General features: G+C 73.2%; 13 protein-coding genes. 9 read left to right on the forward strand and 4 right to left on the reverse strand.

Going from position 1 to position 18187, the window contains the following annotated elements; all coding sequences use genetic code 11:
• The first annotated feature begins 2 nt into the window (after positions 1-2).
• The 6 genes from MUY14_RS12015 to MUY14_RS12040 are packed head-to-tail and all read left to right on the forward strand — an operon-like array spanning position 3 to position 12459.
• Positions 3-2987 carry an amino acid adenylation domain-containing protein gene (locus MUY14_RS12015; RefSeq protein WP_247023055.1) on the forward strand — a complete coding sequence of 995 codons (2985 nt, stop codon included), beginning with the start codon at positions 3-5 and terminating at the stop codon, positions 2985-2987.
• Positions 2984-8377: a non-ribosomal peptide synthetase gene (locus tag MUY14_RS12020; RefSeq protein WP_247023056.1), complete on the forward strand. Its 5394-nt coding sequence runs from the start codon at positions 2984-2986 to the stop codon at positions 8375-8377. The genes MUY14_RS12015 and MUY14_RS12020 overlap by 4 nt, the downstream gene beginning before the upstream one ends.
• Positions 8374-9636 carry an ATP-grasp domain-containing protein gene (locus tag MUY14_RS12025; protein WP_247023057.1) on the forward strand — a complete coding sequence of 421 codons (1263 nt, stop codon included), beginning with the start codon at positions 8374-8376 and terminating at the stop codon, positions 9634-9636. Before MUY14_RS12020 ends, MUY14_RS12025 begins: the two co-directional genes overlap by 4 nt.
• The gene (locus MUY14_RS12030; RefSeq protein ID WP_247023058.1) at positions 9633-10886 is read left to right on the forward strand and encodes an ATP-grasp domain-containing protein; all 1254 of its coding nucleotides are present in this window, start codon (positions 9633-9635) and stop codon (positions 10884-10886) included. The genes MUY14_RS12025 and MUY14_RS12030 overlap by 4 nt, the downstream gene beginning before the upstream one ends.
• Positions 10883-11821: a TauD/TfdA family dioxygenase gene (locus MUY14_RS12035; RefSeq protein WP_247023059.1), complete on the forward strand. Its 939-nt coding sequence runs from the start codon at positions 10883-10885 to the stop codon at positions 11819-11821. The genes MUY14_RS12030 and MUY14_RS12035 overlap by 4 nt, the downstream gene beginning before the upstream one ends.
• The gene (locus MUY14_RS12040) at positions 11818-12459 is read left to right on the forward strand and encodes an NAD(P)H-dependent oxidoreductase (RefSeq protein ID WP_247023060.1); all 642 of its coding nucleotides are present in this window, start codon (positions 11818-11820) and stop codon (positions 12457-12459) included. The genes MUY14_RS12035 and MUY14_RS12040 overlap by 4 nt, the downstream gene beginning before the upstream one ends.
• 378 nt (positions 12460-12837) lie before the next feature.
• On the opposite strand, the gene bla is transcribed toward MUY14_RS12040, so the two are convergent.
• Positions 12838-13740 carry a class A beta-lactamase gene (gene bla / locus MUY14_RS12045; protein WP_247023061.1) on the reverse strand — a complete coding sequence of 301 codons (903 nt, stop codon included), beginning with the start codon at positions 13738-13740 and terminating at the stop codon, positions 12838-12840.
• Between the two features lie 107 nt (positions 13741-13847).
• On the opposite strand from bla, the gene MUY14_RS12050 reads away from it, so the two are divergent.
• Positions 13848-14717, forward strand: a complete 870-nt coding sequence (locus MUY14_RS12050; protein WP_247023062.1) for a LysR family transcriptional regulator — start codon at positions 13848-13850, stop codon at positions 14715-14717.
• A complete protein-coding gene (locus MUY14_RS12055; protein WP_247023063.1) occupies positions 14714-15616 on the forward strand; it encodes a serine hydrolase in 903 nt (300 codons plus the stop codon). The genes MUY14_RS12050 and MUY14_RS12055 overlap by 4 nt, the downstream gene beginning before the upstream one ends.
• 384 nt (positions 15617-16000) lie before the next feature.
• On the opposite strand, the gene MUY14_RS12060 is transcribed toward MUY14_RS12055, so the two are convergent.
• Positions 16001-16567 (reverse strand): isochorismatase family protein, encoded by a 567-nt coding sequence (locus MUY14_RS12060; RefSeq protein WP_247023064.1) that lies wholly within the window; start codon positions 16565-16567, stop codon positions 16001-16003.
• Positions 16568-16620: 53 nt separating this feature from the next.
• On the opposite strand from MUY14_RS12060, the gene MUY14_RS12065 reads away from it, so the two are divergent.
• Entirely contained in the window at positions 16621-16911 is a 291-nt protein-coding gene (locus MUY14_RS12065; protein WP_247023065.1) for a hypothetical protein, read from the forward strand.
• A gap of 2 nt (positions 16912-16913) precedes the next feature.
• On the opposite strand, the gene MUY14_RS12070 is transcribed toward MUY14_RS12065, so the two are convergent.
• Both MUY14_RS12070 and selD read right to left on the reverse strand, forming a co-directional pair.
• Complete coding sequence (locus tag MUY14_RS12070) at positions 16914-17126, reverse strand: DUF2795 domain-containing protein (RefSeq protein ID WP_247023066.1); 213 nt, start codon at positions 17124-17126, stop codon at positions 16914-16916.
• A gap of 34 nt (positions 17127-17160) precedes the next feature.
• Positions 17161-18153, reverse strand: a complete 993-nt coding sequence (gene selD, locus MUY14_RS12075) for a selenide, water dikinase SelD (protein ID WP_247023067.1) — start codon at positions 18151-18153, stop codon at positions 17161-17163.
• Between the last annotated feature and the right edge of the window lie 34 nt (positions 18154-18187).

Consider the following 18187-nt stretch of genomic DNA (forward strand, 5'->3'; position numbering starts at 1 on the left):
ACATGACCGACACGAAGGAATGGACGTTCCCGGCCTCGTTCGGGCAGGAGCGGATCTGGCTGTCGAACCAGCTCGACCTGGCGTCCCCGGTGTACAACCTCCCTTGCCAGGTGCGGCAGGACCTGCCGCTCACCGAGGGGCAGTGGCGGGCCGCGCTCGGCGTGGTCGTCGGGCGGCACGAAGCCCTGCGCACGGCGTTCCGGATGGACGGCGGCGAGCTCGTCCAGGTGGTGCACGCCGACGTCCCGATCGACCTCGAGGTGCACGACCTGCGTGACCTCCCGGAGCGGGAGGCCCGCGCGGCCGAGCTGGCCGAGGCGATCGCCCGCCGCCCGATCCCCCTGGACGCGGCCCCGCCGTGGCGGGCCCAGCTGTGCCGGCTCGGCGACGCCGACTGGCTGCTGACGTTCGTCGTGCACCACACGGTGTTCGACGCCGGCTCGGTCCTGGTGCTGGCGAGCGAACTCGACGAGGCCTGCGACGCGGCCGCGGAGGGGCGGCTGCCGAAGCTGCCCGAGCTGGCCATCCAGTACCCGGACTACTCGGCGTGGCAGCGCGGCCAGCTGCCGCTCGTGCGCGCGCAGCTGGACTACTGGCGCGAGCGGCTCGCCGGGCTCCCGCCGGTGCACAGCCTGCCCACCGACCGGCCGCGGCCCGCGGGGTTCGGCTTCGACGGCGGCCAGGTCGACTTCACCCTCCCGGATGGCCTGCTCGACCGGGTCGGGGAGGTCGGCCGCGAGCTGTCGGCGTCGCCGTTCATGGTGCTGCTCGCCGGGTACACCGCGCTGCTGGCGCGGCTGTCCGGGACGACCGACGTCGTGGTCGGGGTGCCGGTCGCCGGGCGCGACCTGCCCGAACTCGCGCCGCTGATCGGCATGTTCGTCAACCAGCTCGCCATCCGGGTCGACTGCGGCGGCGACCCGGCGTTCGCCGAGCTGGTCGGCCGGGTCCGCACCGCCGTGCTCGACGCCATCGAGCACGGCCGGGTGCCCTTCCAGCTGGTCGCCGACGCGGTGCGCCCGGAGCGCGACCCGGCGGTGCAGGCGCTCTACCAGATCGGCTTCAACTTCATCCCCGACTCGGGCATCGAGCCGGTCCGCTACGCCACCGCCAAGGACGACGTCGCGATCGACCTCACCGCGACCGGTGGCCGGCTGCTGTACCGCACCGACCTGTTCGACCGCGAGACCGCGGAGTCGATGGCCGAGCGGTTCCTGCGCCTCCTCGTCGCGGCGGTCGAGGACCCGGCGGTCTCGGTCGCGGATCTGCCGCTGCTGTCGGACGCCGAACGCCGTCAGGTCGAAGAGTGGAGCGGTTCGTCCACCGAGGACGCTCCGCTGTTCGTCGAGCGGTTCGAAGAGCAGGTGCGGGCGACGCCCGACGCGGTCGCGGTGGACCTCGGCGGCACGTCCTTGACGTACGCCGAGCTGAACGCGCGGGCCAACCGCGTCGCGCACCGGCTCGGTGCCGGCGGGGTCGTCGGCGTCTGCGCACCGAACTCGGCGGAGCTGGTCGTGGGCATCCTGGGCGCGCTCAAGAGCGGCGCGGCCTACGTCCCGCTCGACCCGGCGAACCCGGCCGCGCGGCAGGCACTGGTCCTGGCCGACGCCGGGGCCCGCGTCGTGCTGACCGCAGGCGACGGCGCCCTCGACGTCGAGACGCTGGACCTGGGCGATCCGGCGGTGTGGGCGGAGTCGTCCGAAGCGGACCCCGCGCGGCCGGGGCCGGACGACATCGCCTACGTCATCTACACGTCCGGCTCGACCGGGCGGCCCAAGGGCGTCCAGGTGGGGCACCGGGCGCTCGCCACCTACCTCGGCTGGGCGCGGGAGGCGTACCCGAGCCTGGCCGGCCGCGCGCTGCTGCACACGTCGGCGTCGTTCGACCTCACCGTCACGACGCTGCTCGGCCCGCTCACCGCCGGCGGGTCCATTGTGGACTCGGGCCGGCCGGACTTCGTCAAGGCCACCCCGACACACCTCGCCGTGCTGCCGGAAGAGTCGTACCCGGCCGGTGACCTGGTCCTCGGCGGCGAGGCGTTGCCGGGCGAGGCCGTGCGGCCGTTCGCCGGGATCTTCGTCACCAACGAATACGGGCCGACCGAAGCGACCGTCGGGTGCATCGCCCACCGGCTGGACGGCCCGGTCGACGGGCCGGTGCCGATCGGCCGCCCGAACCCGGGCACCCGCGCCTACGTCCTCGACGAGCGCCTGCGGCCGGTGCCGCCGGGCGTCGTGGGCCAGCTCCACCTGGCGGGCGCCCAGCTTGCCCACGGCTACCTCGGGCTGCCCGAGCTGACCGCGGAACGGTTCCCGGAGGGCCCGTACGGGCGGATGTACGCCACCGGCGACCTCGCCCGCTGGCGCCGCGACGGCACCCTCGACTACCTCGCCCGGACCGACGACCAGGTCAAGCTGCGCGGCTTCCGGATCGAGCCGGGCGAGGTGGAGGCCGCCCTGCGCGAGCTGCCGGAGATCCGGGACGCGGCCGTCGCGGTCCGCGAAGGAACCCTCGTCGGGTACGTCGTCGGCAACGCGGACGGCGCCGCCGAGGCGCTGCGGGCCACGCTGCCCGAGTACCTGGTGCCGACGGTGTTCGTCACGCTCGACGCGCTGCCGGTGGCGGCGAGCGGCAAGCTCGACCGGGCCGCGCTGCCCGATCCGCAGCTCGGCGGCGAGGCGGAGTACGTGGCCCCGAGCACCGCGGCCCAGGAGCTGGTCGCCGAAGTGCTGGGCGAACTCCTCGGCATCGAGAAGCTCGGCGTGCACGACGACTTCTTCGCCCACGGCGGCAATTCACTGCTCGCGATCCGCGCGATGGCCCGGATCCGCAAGCAGGTCGGCGTCGAACTGCCGGTCCGCGGCCTGTTCTCGTTCACCACGGTGGCCGGGCTTGCCGCCGAGGTCGAACGGCGGCTCGAAGCCGACCTCGACCAGCTCAGCGACGAAGAGGTCCGGGCCCAGCTGGCCGAAGGTGAGCAGGCGTGACGACGATCGACGAAACCAGCAGCGCGGCCGCGCGCCGGGCCCTGCTGGAACGGCGGCTGCGGCGGCGCGCCGAGCCGGCCGCGACCATCACCCCGCGGCCGGAGGGCGACGACGTCCCGTTGTCGTACCAGCAGGAACGCGTCTGGTTCATGGAGCAGTTCGCGCCCGGGACCACGTCGTACAACATCCCCGTGCCGATCCGGCTCACCGGCCGCCTCGACGTCACCGCGCTGCGGGCGGCCCTCGATTCCCTGCCCGTGCGGCACGAGGCCCTGCGCATGCGGTTCCCGGCCGGGGACGACGGGCAGCCGTCCGTCCACGTCGAACCGGTCGTCACCGTCCCGCTGTCCCTGGTGGACGCGGCGGACGAGGAAGCCGCCCGGGCGGCCGTCGACGCCGCCGCGGCCGAGCCGTTCGACCTGGCCGGAGGACCGTTGCTGCGCGCGACCCTGGTGCGCGTCGCCGACGAGGAGCACCTCCTCGCCGTGTGCACGCACCACATCGTCGGCGACGGCTGGTCGGTCGACCTGCTCCTGCGCGACCTCGCGGCGGGCTACCACGGGACGGCGGCCGCGTTGCCCGCGCTGTCCATCGGCTACGGCGACTTCGCGCACTGGCAGCGGCGGACGCTGACCGGCGCCGAACTGGACCGGCAGCTCGACCACTGGCAGGAGACCCTCCGCGGCGTCGAACCCCTGGAGCTGCCCACCGACCGGCCGCGGCCGGCGACCCAGACGTTCGACGGGGCGATCCACGAGTTCTTCGTCGAGCAGGACCTCGTCCGGGCGCTCGGGGACCTGAGCCGCGAGCACGGCGTCACGTTGTTCATGACGTTGCTGGCCGCCTACCAGGTGCTGCTGTCCCGGTATTCCGGGCAGGAGGACTTCGCGGTCGGTTCGTCGTCGGCCGGGCGCGGGCTGCCGGAGCTGGAAGGCGTCGTCGGCATGTTCATCAACATGCTGCCGCTGCGCGCCCAGCTCGCGGGCGACCCGGGCTTCACCGAGCTGCTGGCCCGGACCCGGCGGCACGTGCTCGACGCGTTCGACCACGCCGACGTCCCGTTCGAGCGCCTGGTGAACGCGCTCGGCGTGCCGCGTGACGTCAGCCGCTCGCCGGTGTTCCAGGCGATGTTGGTGCTGCAGAACTACGAAATGGGCCGGCTGGGCGCGGCGGGGAAGTCCGAAGTGGACTTCCGCTGGCTGCCGATGGACCTGCCCTCGACCCGGTTCGACTTCGAGTTCCACGCCATCGAGGTCGAGTCCGGGCTGATCGGCAAGTTCGTGCACAACACCGCGCTGTTCGGGGCGGAGACGGTCGCCGGCATGGCCGGGCGCCTGGTCACGCTGCTGCGTTCGATCGTCGCCGACCCCACACGGCCGCTGTCCGGGCTGGACATCCTGGGTGACCAGCGGGACCTGGTCGTGCACCGGTGGAACGACACCGCGGGGGAGATCCCGCCGGGCACGCTGCACGGCCTCGTCGAGGCGCAGGTCGCACGCACGCCGGACGCGCCCGCGCTGACCTTCCGCGGTGAGTCGCTGTCCTACCGGGACCTGGACGCCCGGGCCAACGGGCTGGCGCACCGCCTGCGCGAGCTGGGCGTCGGGCCGGGCACCTTGGTGGGTGTCTTCGCGAACCGCTCGTTCGAGCTGGTCACCGGCCTGCTCGGGGTGCTCAAGGCGGGCGGCGCCTACGTGCCGCTCGACCCCGAGTACCCGGCGGACCGGCTCGCGTTCATGCTCGAAGACGCGGCCGCGCCGGTCGTGCTGACCCAGGCCGCCCTCCAGGACACCCTCCCGCCCGGCGACGCGACCGTCGTCGTGCTCGACGAGCCGACCGGTCCGGCCACCCCCGTGGAGCCGTTGGCGAGCGCGGACGATCCCGCGTACGTCATCTACACCTCGGGCTCCACCGGGCGGCCGAAGGGCGTGCCCAACGGGCACCGCGGGATCGTCAACCGGCTCGACTGGATGCAGCGCGAATACGGCCTCGACAGTTCGGACGCGGTGCTGCAGAAGACCCCGGCGAGCTTCGACGTCTCGGTGTGGGAGTTCTTCTGGCCGCTGATGACCGGTGCCCGGCTGGTGCTGGCCGAACCCGGCGGCCACAAGGACGCGGCCTACCTGCGCGAACTCCTGGACTCCGAGGGCATCACGACCGCGCACTTCGTGCCGTCGATGCTGACGTTGTTCCTCGCGGAGCCGGGCATCGAGTCGGTGACGGCGTTGCGCCGGGTCGTCTGCAGCGGCGAGGAACTCCCGCTCGACACCGCCCGCGAGTTCGTCCGGCGGCTGCCGCACTGCGAGCTGCACAACCTGTACGGCCCGACCGAGGCCGCGATCGACGTCACCGCCTGGCACTGCACGCCCGAAGCGCTGGCCGAGGTGGCGTCCGTGCCGATCGGGGCGCCGATCCGCAACCTCCGCGTCTACGTCCTGGACGGGCGCGGCAACCCGTGCCCGGTCGGCGTACCCGGCGAACTCCACATCGCCGGCGTGGGCTTGGCGCTGGGGTACCACAACCGGCCGGAGCTGACGGCGGAACGGTTCGTCACGGATCCGTTCCACGGCGGCCGGATGTACCGCACCGGCGACCTCGCGCACTGGCGATCCGACGGCACGATCGCGTTCCTCGGCCGCCTCGACCACCAGGTCAAGCTGCGCGGGCTGCGCATCGAGCTGGGCGAGATCGAGGCCCGGCTGCGGGAACAGCCCGGCGTGGCCGACGCCGTCGTGCTCGTCCGGGAGGACACGCCGGGGGACAAGCGGCTGGTCGGGTACGTGGTCGGCGAGGTGGAAGGCCTGCGGACCGCGTTGAAGGAGACGTTGCCGGACTACATGGTGCCGCCGTCGTTCGTCACGCTCGACGCGCTGCCGCTGACGCCGAACGGGAAGCTCGACCGCAAGGCGCTGCCCGCCCCGGTCGCCGCCCGGGACGCGAGCACCGCGCTCGTCGCACCGGCCGGCGCCCTCGAAGTGCTGCTCGCGGACATCTGGCGGGACGTGCTCAAGGTCGAGGAACTGGGCGTCGACGACGACTTCTTCGACCTCGGCGGCCACTCGATGCTCGCCACGCAGGTCGTCGCGCGGATCGCGAAGGCCGGGCACCAGGCCGGCGTGATGGACCTGTTCCAGCACCGCACGATCCGCGAGCTGGCCGGGTTCCTCGACGGCGACCGCGACGACTCGGGACATCTGCTGTACGAGCTGACCAAGCCCGTCGCGAAGCCGACCCTGACGTACGTCTGCTTCCCCTACGGCGGCGGCAGCGCGATCGTCTACCAGCCCCTCGCCGACGCGCTGCCCGGCGGGTATTCGCTGTTCTCCGTCGCGATCCCCGGCCACGACGTCGGCCTGTCCGAGGAGGCCGTGCCGTTCGACGAACTGGTCGAGCGGCTCGCCGACGAAGTCCTCGAGCGGATCGACGGGCCCCTGGCCATCTACGGCCACTGCGGCGTCGGCAACGCCCTCGCCGTCGGCGTGGCCCGGCGCCTGGAGGAGCGCGGACGGGAACTGGAAGTCGTCCACATCGGCGCGATCTTCCCGTTCGCGCGGATCAAGGGCGCCGTCGGGACGCTGCGGACGCGGCTGGAGAAGCTGCGCAGCAACCGGTACTACGCGAACTGGCTGAAGGGCATGGGCGTCGACACCGACGACCTCGACCCGGCGCAGGCCGACCGGATCATCAGCAACATGCGGGCCGACAGCCGCGCCGCCGAGGAGTACTTCAGCGGCCTGCTCGACGCCCGCGTCGCCAAGCTGCGCGCGCCGATCATCTCGGTCGTCGGCTCGGAGGACCCGGTCACCGACTACTACGCCGAGCGCTACCGCGAATGGGAGTTCCTCACCGACCGCACCGCGCTCGTCGTGCTCGACCAGGCCGGGCACTTCTTCCTCCGCTACCGCGCGGACGAACTGGCGGAGATCATCACCCGCGTGCACCCCGCCGTGGACGAGCCCGGCGACCTGCACGTTTCCGCCCGGGGCGAGGACGCGGGCTGGGCGGTGCACGACACCCACCGGTCCGAAGTGGACGACCAGCCCGCCGTGCAGCCGAGCATGGCCCGGTTCGTCACGGTCACCGTGGGCCAGCTGGTCTCCTCGACCGGCTCCGCGCTGACGTCGTTCGCGGTGCCGATCTGGCTCTACACCAGGACCGGCTCGGTCACCGACCTCGGCCTGCTCTGGGCGCTGGCCCTGCTGTGCGGGGTGCTGGTGCTGCCGGTGGCGGGCGCGCTCGTCGACCGCGGCGACCGCCGCAGGATCATGATCGCGGCCAGCGCGCTCGCCGGCGTCATCCAGCTCGCGCTCGCGGTGCTGCTGACGGCGGGGAACGTGCAGCTCTGGTGGCTCTACACGCTGATCCCGCTCGGGTCGGTCGCGGGGTCGATCCAGCGCATCGCCTACCAGTCGTCGGTCGCGCAGCTGGTGCCCAAGCAGTACCTGGGCCACGCGATGGGGCTCGCCCAGCTGTCCAACGGCTTCGCGCAGCTGCTGATGCCGGTGATCGCGGCCGGGCTGCTGGCGGCCATCCAGCTGACCGGGATCCTGGTCCTCGACATGGCGAGCTACGTGTTCGCCATCGTCAGCCTGCTGTTCGTCCGGTTCCCCGACCTGCTCGGCTGGCGCCCGCGCGAGCCGCTGCTGACGGCGATCGCGGGCGGGCTCAAGTACTCGTGGAACCACCGCGGCTTCCGCACGATGCTGCTGTACTTCGCGCTGGCCAACGTCTTCCTGGCCCCCGCGCTGGTGCTCGTCTCGCCGCTGGTGCTGTCCTTCGGCACCGTCACCGACGTCGCCCAGGTCGCGCTGGCCGAGGCGGTCGGCGCGGTGGCCGGCGGCATCGGCATGGCGCTCTGGGGCGGCCCGCGCAAGCGGCGCATGGTCGGTGTCCTGTTCGGCAACGTCGGCATCGCGCTCGGCAGCCTCGTGATGGGGCTGCGGCCGTCGCTCATCGTCGTCGCCGCGGGGGTGTTCCTGCTGGCCGCGGCGATGGCCGTGTCGCAGGGCATCTACGCGACGCTGGTGCAGGTCAAGGTGCCGCAGCGCTACCACGGGCGGGTGTTCGCCATCAACCAGACGATCACCTGGTCGACGCTGCCGATCGGGTTCGCGGTGCTCGCGCCGCTCGCGGTCGGCTGGTTCTCGCCGCTGCTCGCGCCCGGCGGCGCGCTCGCCGGGTCGGTCGGCACGGTCCTCGGCACCGGCGAAGGCCGCGGGGTCGGGCTCGCCTTCGTCGTCTACGCGCTGATCCTGCTGCTGATCAACGCCGGCGGGTTCGCCGTGAAGCTGCTGCGCCGGTTCGACACCGAGGTCCCGGATTCGCTGCCGGACGACCTCGTCGGCGCCCAGGAACGGGAGCGCAAGCTCGCCGGGAAGGAGGCCGCGTGAGCGACGTCGTGCTGATCAGGGAAGCGCGCGGGCACTGGGTCGGCGAGGTCGCCGCCGCGGTGCACGCGGCCGGGCACCGCGCGGTGCTGTTCGCGCCACCGGTGGAGGCGGCCGAGCGGACCTCGCTCGCCGCGGTCGTGGACGAGGTGGTCGCCGTCGACGACGTCTACGACGCCGAAGCCGTCGCCGCCCGGATCCGCTCGGCGGTCGGGGTGCCCGCCGCCGTGCTGACCGGTTCGGACGGGGCCATCGCGAGCACCGCCCGGGTCGCCGAGCTGCTCGGCGTCGCGCGGTGCCCGGCGTCGGTGTTCGCCCTGTGCGCGGACAAGTTCGCGGTCCGGGAAGCGCTGGCCGCGGCCGGCCTGCCGGGTCCCGCGGCGGCGCTGATCTCCTCGGCCGCTTCGGCGGCCGAGGTGGCCGAGCGGGTCGGGCTGCCCGCGATCGTCAAGCCGGTCAACGGCGCCGGGAGCAACCTCGTGCGCACGGTGTCCACTGTGGATGAGCTGGCGGCCGCGTACGAGCTGCTGGCCGCGCGGCTGCCCGAGTCCGCGGACCCGCGTTACCACCGTCCACTGGGGACGCTCGACCCGGCGTCGACGTTCCTCGTCGAAAGCCTGCTGCGGGGGCCGGAGTACGCGGTGGACGTGCTGGTCCGCGACGGCGTCGCCGAGCCGGTCGAGATCCTCGACAAGCCGCTGATCGACGAGCGCAAGTTCGAGCTGGTGCTGTCCTGCCCGCCGGCCGGGCTCTCCGGCGAGCGGGCCGCACTGGTCACGTCGGCGGCGTCCGCCGCGGTCCTCGCGCTCGGGCTCGACAACACGATCGCGCACGTCGAGGTGATCGACGACGAGCGGCGCGGCCCGACGATCGTCGAGGTCAACGCGGGCCGCCCGGCGGGCTCGATCATGCCGCTGCTGGCCAAGCTGCGCACCGGCGTCGACGTGTTCGCCGAGCTGACCGCCCTCGCCCTCGGCGCGCCGCCGCCCGCGCGCGAGCCGGCGAAGCTGCCGATCCCGCTGGGCATGCTGATCCTCTACGCGACCGGGTCCGGCACCCTGACCGGCATCGGCGGCCTCGACGAGGTCGCCGCGCTGCCGGAGGTCGTCGACGTGGTCACGACGGTCTCGCCCGGCCAGGTGCTCACCGACGAGCAGGAGACGTACGCGGTCAACCTCGTCGTCGCCGGGTTCGCCGACCACGAAGACCTGGCCGCGCTGCACGCCGAGGCGAGCAAGCTGATCCGGCTGGAGGTCGCGTGAAGACCGCGTTCATCGTGCGGGAAACGCACGGGCAGTGGATCGCGGACTTCGCGGCCGCCGTCCGGGCCGCCGGCTGGCGGGCCGAGCTCGTCACCGAGCCCCTGGACGACGGCGAGCCGGAGTACCAGGTCGACGGCTTCGTCGTGGTCGACGACGTCCGGGATGCGCCCGCGGTGGCCGAAGCGCTCCGCGAGCGGGAGCCCGCCGCGGTGCTGACCGCGGCGGAGGGGATCATCGCGAGCACCGCCCGGATCGCCGAGCTGCTCGGCGTCGCCCGCTGCCCGGCGGACGTGTTCACGCTGGCGCACAACAAGTTCGCCGTCCGGCAGGCCCTCGCCGCGGCCGGGTTGCCGGGGCCGCGGGCCGCGTTGTTCGCCGATCCGGCGCAGGCGCCCGCGATCGCCGCGGAGGTCGGTCTCCCCGCGATCGTCAAGCCGGTCAACGGCGCCGCCAGCACACTCGTCCGCACGGTGTCCACTGTGGATGAGCTGGTCGCGGCCTATCACCTCCTGGCCACCCGGCTGCCGGAGAACCCGGACGCGCGCTACCACCGCCCGCTGCCGGGACCCCTCGACCCGTTGCGGGTGTTCCTGGTGGAGAGCCTGCTCGACGGGCCGGAGTACGCGGTGGACGTGCTCGTCCGGGACGGGGCCGCCGAACCCGTCACCGTGGTCGGCAAGCCGCTGATCGACGAGCGGAAGTTCGAGCTGGGCATGGTCTGCCCGCCGTTCGGGCTGTCGGCCGAGCGAGCGCGGCTCGTCACCGAGGCCGCGTCCGCCGCGGTGCTGGCCCTGGGGCTGGACTCGACGTGCGCGCACGTCGAGGTGATCGACGACGCCGTGCTCGGCCCGGTGATCGTCGAGGTCAACGCCGGGCGGCCCGCCGGGGGAGCGCAACCGGCGTTGCTGAAGCTCGCCACCGGCATCGACGTCACCGCCGAAGCGGTTTCGCTGGCTCTCGGTACGCCGCCACCCGCGCGCGGCACCGGGCTGCCCGTGCCGGTCGGATACCTCGTCCTCTACGCCGAGGGCACCGGACGGCTCGTGCGCGTCGAAGGCACCGAAGAAGTCGCGGACCTGCCGGAGGTCCTCGACGTCGTCACCATCGTTTCGCCCGGCCAGGTGCTCAGCGACGACCAGGAGATCTACGCCGTGAACGTCCTCGTCGCCGGCTTCGCCGACGTCGACGACCTGGCCGCGCTGCACGCCGAGGCCGCCAAGCTCGTCCGATTCGAACTGGAGGGGTCATGACCGCCGATCTCGCTGCGCCGCTGGGGCAGCTGCAGGGCAACGAGCACACCAAGATCGCCGTCTTCCCGGCCGCGGACTTCGCGGCCGTCGAGGCGCAGCTGCCGCAGGTGCGGGAGCACCTGCGCGACCACGGCGCGATCCTGCTGCGCGGCCTGCCCGCCGACCTCGACCTGTTCAACCGGGTCACCGAGACGATCGGCGGCGCGCTGCTCAGCTACACCGAACGTTCGACGCCGCGGTCGAACGTGGCGGGCAACATCTACACCTCGACCGAGTACCCGCCCGCCGAGTCGATCCCGATGCACAACGAGAACTCGTACTCGGCGAGCTGGCCCGCGCGGCTGTTCTTCCTGTGCGACACCGCCGCCGAAACCGGTGGGGCCACGCCGATCGCGGACAGCCGGGCGATGTACCGGCTGCTGCCGGCAGACCTCCGCGAGCGGTTCGCCGGCGGCGTCACCTACGCGCGCGCGTTCCGCGAAGGGCTCGGGCTGACGTGGCAGGAGGCGTTCCAGACCGAGGACCGCGCGGTCGTCGAGGACTACTGCGCGCGCAACGGCCAGACGTTCGAATGGACCGAGGACGGGCTGCGCACCCGGCACGTCCGGCCGTCGTTCGTGGTGGAAGAGCACACCGGGGACACCGTGTGGTTCAACCAGGCCAACCTGTTCCACGTCTCGAGCCTCGGTGAAGAGGTCAGCGAGGCGCTGCTGGAGCTGTACCCCGAGGCGGACCTGCCGCGCAACGCCTACTTCGCCGACGGCAGCCCGATCCCGGTCGAGGACCTGGCGAAGGTGCGGGAGGTCTACGACGAGGTCAGCTACGCGTTCCCGTGGCAGGCCGGCGACATCATGGTGATCAACAACATGCTGATGGCGCACGGCCGCGAGCCGTTCACGGGCAAGCGGCGCATCCTGGTGGCGATGACGGGATGACCGCCCCGGTGGTGGTACTGCTCGCGCACCCGCGGCCCGGGAGCTTCAACCACGCGCTCGCCGGCCGGGTCGTCGCGGCACTGGAGCGGGCCGGGGTGCCGGTGCGGTTCCACGACCTGTACGCCGAGGGCTTCGACCCGGTGCTCACCGCGGAAGAGGCCTACACCAGCGGAACCCGGGCGGAGGAGTTCCTCGCCGCCGAACCGGACCCGCTGGTGCGGCGCCACCGCGAGGAACTGCGCGAAGCGGGCGGCCTCGTCGCGATCCACCCGAACTGGTGGGGCAAGCCACCGGCGATCCTCAGCGGCTGGCTCGACCGGATCCTCGTCCCCGGCGTCGCGTACCGCCTCGACGACGCGGGCGGCGCCCCCGAGTCGCTGCTTTCGTTGCGGCGGCTGCTGGTGGTGAACACGTCCGACACGACGGAGGAGCGCGAGCGAACGCTGTTCGGCGACCCGCTCGACGCGATCTGGCGGCGCTGCCTGGCGCCGTACCTCGGCGAGCCGCAGGTCCACCGGCTCGTGCTGCGGGTGGTGGCCGACGCGGGCGGAGACCGCCGCGCGGAGTGGCTCGACGAGGTCGAAGCGGAGGCGGCCCGGCTCTTCGGGGCGCGTGTGACGTCGGACGGCGGGTCTTGACCTCAGTGCGGTAAGGCGGCGGGTCTTGAATGAGTCATTCAGGTCACCGGAGGTCTTGAATGGACTCAAGACCTCCGCCGCCCGCCGCCCGTGCGACCCAGCGCTCGCCGGACCCGGCAACCCGACGCCTTCCCCGACCCGCCAACCCAACGCCCGCCCAAGCGCTCTCCCGACCCGGCACCTCACGCCCGTGCAACCCAGCGCTCGCCGGACCTGCGCAACCCCACGCCCGTGCGACCCAGCGCTCGCCCGACCCGCCAACCCCTCGGCCGCCCGAGCCGCTATCCGCCTACCGGCGGCCGCCGCCCGCTGGCGGGGTTGGCCGGGGCCAGGGAGCCGGTGCGGTGAACGACCCTTTCATGAGCTTCTCCGGGCCCCTCAGCGGTAGGTGTCGAGGACCAGCTTCGCCGCCTGGGCGAGCAGGCGGTCGTCCGGCTTGGCGTCCTTCGCCTTGCGGTCGGACAGCACCACCAGCACGATCGGCGCGCGGTCCGGCGGCCAGACGACCGCGATGTCGTTGCGCGTCGCGTAGTCGCCGGTCCCGGTCTTGTCGGCGACCGTCCAGCCGGCCGGGGTGCCCGCGCGGATCACCGCGTTGCCCGTGAGGTTGGCGCGCATCGTGTCCGTGTAGAAGGTCCGCTGCTCGGCGGGCAGCGCCGTGCCGACGGCGAACGCGCGCAGGTCGGCCGCCATCGCGTGCGGGGTGCTCGTGTCGCGGACGTCGCCCGGGGCCAGGTCGTTGAGGCCCGGCTCGATCCGGTCGACGTGCGTGGTGGTGTCGCCGATCCCGCGCAACACCGCGGCCAGCCCGGCCGGGCCGCCGAGCTCGCGGAACAGCAGGTTGGCGGCGGTGTTGTCGCTGTAGCGCAACGCCGCGTCGATCGCGTCGCGCAGGGACAGCCCGGTGTGCTTTTCGCCGATCGGCGAGTTCGGCTGGACGTCGGCCTTCGTGTAGGGCAGCACCTTCGCCAGCCCCGCCATGCTCGTGCGCTGGAGGACGGCCGCGGCGGAAAACGCCTTGTGCGTCGACGCGTAGCCGAAGCGCTCGTCGGCCCGGTGGGCGATCTCGCGGCCGGAGCCGGTGTCGATCGCGTACACGCCGAGGCGGGCGTCGAATTCGCGTTCGAGCGGAGCGAAGTCCGGTTGGGGCGCCACCGCGATCGAGGAGGTCGACGGCGCTGCCGGGGCCGGCGTCACGGTCGGCGTTTCGGCGGCGCACGCGGTGAGCGGGACGAGGGCCAGCGCGGCGAGCGCGGCCCACCGGACGTGGGGGAACGGCACGGTGCTTCCTTCCGGTCTTGATCGACATCCGCAGTCTCGCCGCGTTCGCTCATGCTGTCCAAGACGCGAACGCACGGTTCGATGCCGGAATCGCATAGAGTGAGGTCGTGGACCTGGTCGGCGGCTGCAGGGCGTTCGTGAGCGTGAGCGAGACGGGCAGCTTCACGGCGGGCGCGGCGCTCGCGCGCATCCCGCAGCCGGTCGCGAGCCGGCGGATCGCGGCGCTCGAACGGCACTTCGGCGAGCGGCTCTTCGACCGCTCCACCCGCCGGGCCCGGCTGACCGCGTTCGGGCGTGACGTGCTCCCGTCGGCCCAGCGGCTCGTCCGGCTGGCCGACTCGCTGGAGCACGACGCCCGTCGCGCGCGGCTGCGGCCGATGCGGGTGGCCGTGCCCGGCACGTGCGGGGTGCGCGAGCTCGCCGAACTGGCCGCCGAAGCCCGGGCGCTCGACGTCCACCTGGAGTTCCGCGCCGCGGAGCCGGGGGAGCGGGCCGAACTCGTCCGGACGAGCGAGGTGCGGGCCGCGCTCACCGCCGTCCCGGCCGAGGAGGGCGTGTGGTCGGTGCCGCTGGGCGTCGCCGGGGTGGCGCCGCCGGGACCGCGGGTCGTGCACCTGGAGACGCTGCGGGCGGGCCGGTCCGGCGGCCCGCGGCGGCGCGTGTGGATCCAGCCCGAGGACGACGTCCCGCACGTCCGCGACCGGGTGCTGCGGGTCCGCGACGCCGTCGGGCTGCCCCCGGCGCAGGTCGCGGTGGCCGGCTCGCTGACCGCGGCGGCCGCGGAGGTGTTCGCCTCGGCGGACCTGCTGGTCTGCTCGGTCGCGCAGGCCGCCGACCTCGAGCTGCATTGGCGCCCGATCGGCGAACTCGACCTCGCGCGCGGCTTCGGCGTCGCGGCCACGCTGGGCGAAGACGCCGAACGGCTGCGCACGGTGCTGCGGGAAGCCGTCGGACGCTGCCTGGGAGCCGCGTCGTGAGCACCGAAGCACTGGTCCGCGACCTGCGGGCGGAACTAAACGACGGCGGCCTGCGCGGCTCGTTCCTGGTGCGCGACCTGCGGTCGGGCGCCGAGGTGGGGATCGACCCGGATCGCGAGTACCCGATCGCGTCCCTGGTGAAGGTCCCGCTGGCGGCGGCGACCCTGGAGCGCATCCGCCGCGGCGAGCTCGACGGCGCCACCCAGCTGGAGGTCCCACCCGGCCGCGTCACCACGCCCGGCCCGATCGGCGTGACCCGCTTCCGCCACCCGGCCCGCATCGCCGTCGAGGACCTGCTGTACCTGAGCACGTGCCTCAGCGACGGCCAGGCGGCCGATGTCCTGTTCGGTCTGACGCCGCCGGCCGAGGTGGCGGCCCTGCTGACCGGCTGGGGCCTGAGCGGGATCGCGCTCCGGCACGAGCTGCGCGACCTGGTGGACACCCCGGCCGAGCGCTTCGACGCGGCCGAAGCCGACCTGGCCCACGCCCTGGCGATCGGCGCGGGCACGGCGGGCCAGGGCCACCGCCTGGCGCAGCTCGACGTATCGCGCGCGAACACGGCGTCCGCCCGGGCGGTGCTGGAGCTGTTACAGGCGCTGTGGACCCCCTCGAAGATCGACCCGACGGTGGCCGCGGGGGTGCGCGACCTGATGGCGAACAACGTGATCCGCCACCGCCTGACCCCGGACTTCGCCTCCGACGCGGCGAAGTGGTCGTCGAAAACGGGAACGCTGCTGAACATGCGCCACGAGGCCGGCGTGGTCGAGCACGCGGACGGTGGCGTGTTCGGTGTGGTGGCCCTGACGGAATCCCGTGTACCGGCGGCGATCCAGCCGGAGGCGGACGTGCTGATGTCCCGCGTCGCGCGGGCGTTGCGTGACCACTTGCGTGGTGCGTGAACGTCGATGGCTACGCGGCAATGGACGAGCACGGACGCGAGCTGACGGTCCTGTACTACCGCGACGCGGCGGCGATCGATGGCTGGAAACAGCAGTGGTACGCGAACTACCACATCGAGGTGACGAGGGTGGAGCGCGCTTACGCCTCACGCGGCAGGAGCAGCCGAGCGAACCGGCGTGGCTCGGCAGGCGCGCCGGAGGACCTGCGCGCGAAATCGACCGTTGGCCGACGAGCTTTCCGGTTGCGCCTTCGCCTGCGCGGATCGGCCGGAATCCGCAACCCGCTGCCGCACTGCGCTCGGCTCACCCAGAGCCCTCGGCCCGCCGCCGGACCTCGCGGCCCGAGGCCCTGCCGCCCCCAGCCGCCACCGCGCATCGCGGCTCTCAAGCCGGCGTGGTCACCCCGAACTCCACCTCCTCCGTGGTCATCGTGCCCGCCGTGCGGCCTGGCGCCGTCTGGTACTCCCAGTACATGTTCGTGTGGGCGATCACCTGCCCCGGCGGCGGAGCACCATAGGCCGACAGGTCCTCCGTCGTGTGCGCGTCCGAAACCAGCGCTGCGTCGTACCCCCGCGCGAGCGCCCCGTGCAGCGTCGACCGGATGCACGCGTCCGTCTGCGCTCCCGCCACCACCAGCGCACCCACCCCTCGTTCGGCCAGCACCGCCTCGAGATCCGTCGCCTCGAACGAGTCCCCATATTCCTTGTGCACCAGCGGTTCCGCCTCCCGCCGCACCAGCTCCGGCACATAAGCCCACGTTTCGCTGCCTCGTGGCAGCTCGTCGCTGGTGTGCTGCACCCACACCACCTCCGTCCCGGAAGCGCGGGCTTTCTCCACCAGGGTCACGATGTTGGCGAGCACGGACGAGCGGTCGTGGGCCGACGCCATCACGCCGTTCTGGACGTCGACGACGAGCAACGCGGTCTTCGGCCGGTCAGTCAATGTGGTCATGGCGGAACCCTAGCCACCACCACCGACAATTTCCGGAAGTAGCATGTCCCGCCATGGACTACGGGATGGTGTTGCTCGGTGTCGCCGTGCTGGCCGGGGTCGTCGCGCTGGGAACCTCGGCCACCGACCGGCGGCTGACGCGGGTCGACCGGCGGCTGGCGCGCGTGGAGCGGAAGCTCGACGCCATCGCCGAAAAGCTCGGGGTGGCCGTCGAGGAGCCGGCGCTGCCGGAGGTCGTCGCGCTGGTGCGTGAAGGCAGGAAGATCCAGGCGATCAAGGTCTACCGCGAACGCACCGGCGTCGATCTCAAAGACGCCCGTGACGCCGTGGAGCGCCTCGGCTGACGCTACGGCGCCCCGCCGATGTGCTTGGCCGACACCGCCTCCCAGACGGCGTCGAAGTCCTCGTACCGGTCACTTTGCGGCAAGCCGCCCAGTGAGCCGAGGACCGAGTCGCCGCCGCCGGCCGCGGCTGCTCGGCGGAGGAGTTCGTCGCGGCCGCACGGGTACTCGGTCTCGGCCAGGTGCTGTTCGAGGCTGGTTCGGTCCGGTGCAGGCATGCTCGTCGCGTACCCGCGGCGCCCGGCCCGAAACTCAGCCGACGACGATCGTGTGCTCCCCGCGCGGGACCAGCTCCCCGATCACGGGGTGCCCCGGCAGCTCCCCGGCGACCAGCAGCCCGCCGGACGTCTGCGCGTCCGCCAGCAGCAGCGCCTCGTCCTCGGACACCCTCGACAGGTCCGTGTGCGGCCGGACCCAGTCGAGGTTGCGCCGGGTGCCGCCGCTGACGTACCCCTCGCGCAGCGCCGAACGCGCGCCGTCGAGGTACGGCACCGCCGCCGGGTCCAGCCGGGCCGTGACGCCGCTGGCCCGCGCCAGCTTGAACAGGTGGCCCAGCAGGCCGAACCCCGTCACGTCGGTGGCGCACGTGGCCCCGGCCGCCAGCGCCGCGCGGGAGGCCGGCGCGTTCAACGCCGTCATCACGTCGATCGCCTGCTCGAACCGTTCCCCGGTGGCCTTGTGCCGCGAGTTCAGCACGCCGACGCCGAGCGGCTTTGTCAGCGTCAGCGGCAGCCCGGCCCGCCCGGCGTCGTTGCGCAGCAGCCGCGCCGGATCCGCAATGCCGGTCACGGCCAGGCCGTACTTCGGTTCCGGGTCGTCGACGCTGTGCCCGCCGGCGAGGTGGCAGCCCGCCTCGCCGCAGACGTCCAGACCGCCGCGCAGCACTTCGGCGACCAGCTCGAACGGCAGCGTCTCCCGCGGCCAGCCGAGCAGGTTGAGCGCCACCACCGGCGTCCCGCCCATGGCGTAGACGTCGGAGAGCGCGTTGGCCGCCGCGATCCGGCCCCAGTCGTAGGCGTCGTCGACCACCGGGGTGAAGAAGTCCGTCGTCGCGATGAGCGCGGTGTCCCCGGAAATCCGGACCGCGGCCGCGTCGTCGCCGGTGTCCAGCCCGACGAGCAGCTCGCCCGGCGGATCGACGGGCGAGGCGCCGGTGAGGCCGCGGACGGCCGCTTCGAGTTCGCCGGGCGGGATCTTGCACGCGCACCCGCCGCCGTGCGCGTACTGCGTCAGTCGGTAACCCACGGGTTCATCGTGCCCGCTCGCCGCGACCTTGGCA

The organism is Amycolatopsis sp. FBCC-B4732, assembly GCF_023008405.1.
GTDB lineage: Bacteria > Actinomycetota > Actinomycetes > Mycobacteriales > Pseudonocardiaceae > Amycolatopsis > Amycolatopsis pretoriensis_A.

Coding starts and splice junctions, on each gene's coding strand:
- MUY14_RS12065 (WP_247023065.1), top strand. CDS start 16,621: ATGGACTACGGGATGGTGTTGCTCGGTGTCGCCGTGCTGGCCGGGGTC.
- MUY14_RS12060 (WP_247023064.1), bottom strand. CDS start 16,567: ATGACCACATTGACTGACCGGCCGAAGACCGCGTTGCTCGTCGTCGAC.
- MUY14_RS12040 (WP_247023060.1), top strand. CDS start 11,818: ATGACCGCCCCGGTGGTGGTACTGCTCGCGCACCCGCGGCCCGGGAGC.
- MUY14_RS12070 (WP_247023066.1), bottom strand. CDS start 17,126: ATGCCTGCACCGGACCGAACCAGCCTCGAACAGCACCTGGCCGAGACC.
- MUY14_RS12035 (WP_247023059.1), top strand. CDS start 10,883: ATGACCGCCGATCTCGCTGCGCCGCTGGGGCAGCTGCAGGGCAACGAG.
- MUY14_RS12015 (WP_247023055.1), top strand. CDS start 3: ATGACCGACACGAAGGAATGGACGTTCCCGGCCTCGTTCGGGCAGGAG.